At 76.6% G+C, this 4,305-nt stretch carries 3 protein-coding genes and 1 pseudogene; 3 read left to right on the top strand and 1 reads right to left on the bottom strand.

Annotated features, from left to right (window positions below):
• Positions 1–1,092: pseudogene (locus PSR1_RS21985) on the top strand (Ig-like domain-containing protein); the annotation flags it as partial.
• On the top strand, positions 1,056–2,972 hold the full coding sequence (locus PSR1_RS21980) for a response regulator (RefSeq protein WP_082100347.1): 1,917 nt from the start codon (positions 1,056–1,058) through the stop codon (positions 2,970–2,972). The pseudogene PSR1_RS21985 and the gene PSR1_RS21980, both read left to right, overlap by 37 nt.
• Before the next feature lie 222 nt (positions 2,973–3,194).
• Here the strand turns inward: PSR1_RS21980 and PSR1_RS21975 are convergent, their stop codons facing one another.
• Positions 3,195–3,599 carry an HPF/RaiA family ribosome-associated protein gene (locus PSR1_RS21975; protein WP_059439472.1) on the bottom strand — a complete coding sequence of 135 codons (405 nt, stop codon included), beginning with the start codon at positions 3,597–3,599 and terminating at the stop codon, positions 3,195–3,197.
• A 110-nt stretch (positions 3,600–3,709) separates the two neighbouring features.
• Here PSR1_RS21975 and PSR1_RS21970 point away from each other — a divergent pair.
• Positions 3,710–4,305: alanyl-tRNA editing protein (locus PSR1_RS21970; protein ID WP_160309049.1), on the top strand; the 596-nt coding region annotated here is incomplete at its 3' end.

Genomic DNA, 4,305 nt, shown 5'->3' with positions numbered 1-4,305 from the left:
GGCTCGGTCGAGGAGGTGGGCGTCACCGCCCGCGTGCTCGACGCCGCCGGCAACGCGGTGGACGCGCCGGTGGAGCTGGCGGCCGAGGGCGGCACGCTCTCCGCGCCGGCGCCGGCCGGCGTGGGCGCGGTCGCGGCGCGGCTGCGGGTCCGGCCCGGCTTCGGCGGACGCGGCGAGGTGGTCATCACCGCGCGCGCCCCGGCGGCCGGGATCTCCGGGTCGCGCGCGCTGCCGCTGCAGCCCGGCCCGCCCGCCCAGGCGCGCTTCTCGCCCCAGGACGCGGTGCTGCTCGCCGACGGCAGCCACGACGCGGCGCTCCGGGTCACGGTGCTCGATCGCTTCGACAACCCGGTGCGCGCGGCGCCGGCCGTCTCGGCGCGGCGCGGGTCGATCCTGGGCGTGGAGCCGGACGGCGACGGGAGCTGGCGCGTGCGCTACCGCGCGCCGTCCGTCCCGGCGCGGACCGGCGAGACCGTGCTGGCCCAGGTGGGCCAGGCGCGGGCCACCGCGGAGCTCCTGCTGGTCCCGCCCCACGGGCCGGCGCTCCTCCCCACCGCGGGCGTCCTTTGGGACCTGCGCGGGCGCTTCACCGCCATGAGCGCGGGGCTCGCGACGGAGCTGCCGGTCCGGGGCCTGTTGCCCCCCACGTACGTCCTCGCCTGGCGCCTGGAGGCCGGCGCGCTCGGCTACGGCGAGCACCGCGACCTCGCCGTCCCCGGCGGCCGGGGCGACCCGCTGCTGGTGCGGACGGACGCGCCGGCGCGGGGGCTGACGCTCCTCGGCGGCGCCACGGTGCGGCGCGAGCTGCGCCGCGGGCCGGAGCTGTGGGGGAGCCTGGCGGCGGGCGCGCTCTTCGGCCGCGTCGATCCCGATGGTGCCCCCGCCGACTCGGGCACCGCCCCTGCGCTCCGCGCCACCCTGGGCGTGGGCTGGCCGTTCCGCTTCGCGACCCCATTCTTGGAGGCGTCCCTGCTGGCCGCCGGGCGCTCGCCGCTCGGCGCGCTCGCGGCGGCGGGCCTCTCGGCCGGGGTCCGCTTCGATCTCCCGGAGGCAACATGGCGACGATCCTCATCGTCGACGACGAGCCCGTGATCCTCGACGTGTTCCGGCGGTTCCTGGAGGGCGAGGGGCGCACCCTGCTCCTCGCCGGCTCGGCGCGCGAGGCGCTGGCGCGCGCGGCGGAGCCCGGCGACATCGACGTGGCGCTGGTGGACAAGAACCTGGGCGACGGCTCCGGCCTGGACGTGGCCCGGCAGCTCAAGGCGGCCAAGCCCGACGTCGAGGTGATCCTGGTCACCGGCTACGCCTCCCTCGACTCCGCCATCCAGGCGGTGCAGATCGGCGCGTTCGACTACGTGACCAAGCCCGTCTCCGACTACGACGCGCTCAACCTCAAGGTCGAGAACGCGGTCGAGAAGGTGCGGATGAAGCGCTCGCAGCGCGAGCTGGTGGCGCGCCTGGTGGAGAGCGAGGCCTTGCACCGCGGCGTGTTCGAGACCTCCTCCGACGCCATCCTGCTGGTGGACGCGGAGTCGGGCCGGCTGGAGGACGCGAACCCGGCCGCCGAGCGGCTCTACGGCCGCGAGCGCGACGCGCTCCGGGACCTGCGCTTCTCGGACCTGCTCGAGGAGGGCGGGGGCGAGGGCGGCCCGGCCGCGGGCATCCACGCCGCCCCGGGGCGGCACCGGCGCGCCGACGGGACCGCGTTCCCGGTGGAGGTGACGGTGGACGCCCTGCGCCTGCACGACCGCGGGCTGCGCGTGGTGTCGGTGCGCGACATGTCGGAGCGCGAGCGGGCCGAGGCGGAGCGCCGCGAGCTCGAGCAGAACCTGCGCCAGGCGCAGAAGATGGAGGCGGTGGGCCGGCTCGCCGGCGGCGTCGCCCACGACTTCTCCAACGTGCTCGCGGTGGTGCTCGGCTACTCCGAGCTGCTGGTCCGCGACCTCCCCGCCACCGACCCGCGCCTGCGCGAGTGCGCCGACGGGATCATCGAGGCGGCGCACCGCGCCGTGGGCGTGACCCGGCAGCTCCTCACGCTCTCCCGCAAGAAGCTGCTCCGGCCCGAGGTGCTCTCGCTCAACAAGGTGGTGCAGGACCTGGGCAAGCTCCTCGGCCGCGCCATCGGCGAGCGGATCGAGGTCACCACCACGCTGCAGGAGCACCCGTGGCCGGTGCTCGCCGACGCCGACCAGCTCGCGCAGGTGCTGCTCAACCTGGCGGTGAACGCGCGCGACGCCATGCCCGACGGCGGGCCGCTCCACATCGCCACCGCGAACGTGGAGGTCCCGCAGGCGCTGCGCGAGCTGTCGCTGCCGGCCGGCCGCTACGTGACGCTCACCGTCCGCGACGCCGGCGTGGGCATGACCGAGGAGGTGCGGGCGCGCATCTTCGAGCCGTTCTTCACCACCAAGGAGACCGGCACCGGGCTCGGGCTCGCCACGGTCTACGGCATCGTGCGGCAGGCCGGCGGCGCCATCCGGGTGGAGTCGCGCCCGGGCGCGGGCACGTCCTTCACCGTGTACCTGCCGGCCGCCGACGAGGCCGCGGCGCGGGTGGCGGTCGCCGTGCCCATGGCGGCGCCGCGCGGGCTGGGCGAGACGGTGGTGCTGGCCGAGGACGAGGACGCGCTCCGGACCCTGCTCGGGCGCGTGCTCTCCGGCAGCGGCTACCAGGTCATCTCCGGGCGGAACGGCGCCGAGGCGCTGGAGGCGGCGCGCGCGCGCGGCGGCCGGGTGGACGTGCTGCTCACCGACCTCGTCATGCCGCGCATGACCGGCGCCGAGCTGGCCGAGGCGCTCTCGCCGGGGCAGCCGGGGATGAAGGTGCTGTTCATGACCGGCCACACCGACGACGTGCTGGTGCAGGACCGGCTGGTGGACGGCGACGTGGAGCTCATCCAGAAGCCGTTCACCAGCGAGGCCTTGCTCGCGCACCTGCGCCGGCTGCTCGGCCCGCCGCGCGTGGCGGCCTGATCCCTTCGGCTCCGTCCGCGCGCCCCGACCCTTCGACTTCGTCCGCTCATCCCGACCCTTCGACTCCGTCCGCTCATCCCGACCCTTCGGCTCCGGCGAGCCTCCGGCTCGCCTACGCTCAGGGTGAGCGGGAGATCTCGCTCATCCCGAGCGTAGCGCGCACCTCAGACCGCTCATCCCGAGCGTAGCGCGGCCGCAGGCCGCGCGGAGTCGAGGGAGGGACTACAACCCCGCCGGCTCCCCGTCCGGCGTGACGCCGCGGCGGCTCGCGCGCAGGCGGTAGCTGCGGCCCAGGGGCCGTTGCATCGGGTGGCCGCTCCGCGAGCGCATCTTCTCCAGCTCGCGCTTCACCAGGCGCTTCAGCCGCTCCGCGGCGTCGAGCAGGGCGGTGTGCAGGTCGTCCTGCACGCTCTCGACGTGCAGCGTCCGCGACCCGGGCATCCGGAAGGAGAGCCGGCACTCCTGATCCACGCCGCCCTTCCGGCGCCGCGCGTCGCCGAGGTGGACGGACAGCTCCGCCGCGGAGTCGTCCTGGAGCCGGGCGAGCGGGCGGGTCACGTGCTTGCGGAGGAACGCGCCCAGGTCGGGCGGGAGGGTGAGGTGATGGGCGTGGATGACGAGCTTCATGTCCTTCACGATGGGGCGCGCCGCGCGGGAGGGCACGCCGCCCGGCGGGCCGCGGGGATATGCTCGCCCGCCCCGGCGGCCGGCGCGCCGGCGGGGCACCGGGAGCGACCATGACCGAGCGGCTCTACCTCGACGATCCGGACCGGCTCACCTTCGAGGCGCGCGTGGTGGGCGTGCGCACGCTGGCCGGGCGCCCCGCCGTCGTGCTCGACCGGACCGCGTTCTACCCGGAGGGCGGCGGCCAGCCCGCCGACCGCGGGCGGCTCGGCGGCGCCGCGGTCGTGGACGTGCAGGAGGTGGACGGCGAGCTCCTGCACGCGCTCGAGGGCGCGCCGCCGGAGGCGGGCGCCCCGGTGCCGGGCGAGGTGGACGCGGTCCGCCGGCGCGACCACCTCCAGCAGCACCACGGCCAGCACTTGCTCTCGGCCGCGTTCGAGGCCACCGCCGGCGCGCACACCGTCTCGTTCCACCTGGGCGCCGAGACCTGCAGCATCGACCTCGACGCGCCGGCGGCCAGCCTGGGCGAGGAGCGGCTGCGCGCCGCCGAGGCGCGGGCCAACGACCTCGTGTTCCGCGACCTGCCGGTGACCGCGCGCGACTTCGAGCCCGCGGAGCTGGCCGCGCTGCCGCTGCGCAAGGCGCCGGAGAAGGGCGCGCGCATCGTGGTCGTCGGCGACCTCGCCCGCGGCGAGGTGGTGGACGCGTC

It is taken from the genome of Anaeromyxobacter sp. PSR-1 (genome assembly GCF_000964525.1).
Classification (GTDB): domain Bacteria; phylum Myxococcota; class Myxococcia; order Myxococcales; family Anaeromyxobacteraceae; genus Anaeromyxobacter.
The sequence above is the reverse complement of the archived record's forward strand: the minus strand, read 5'-3'. Positions and strand labels throughout refer to the sequence as shown.

What these genes read in the sequence shown, in the direction of transcription:
- PSR1_RS21980 (WP_082100347.1), top strand. Translation starts at nt 1,056, where the DNA reads ATGGCGACGATCCTCATCGTCGACGACGAGCCCGTGATCCTCGACGTG.
- PSR1_RS21975 (WP_059439472.1), bottom strand. Translation starts at nt 3,599, where the DNA reads ATGAAGCTCGTCATCCACGCCCATCACCTCACCCTCCCGCCCGACCTG.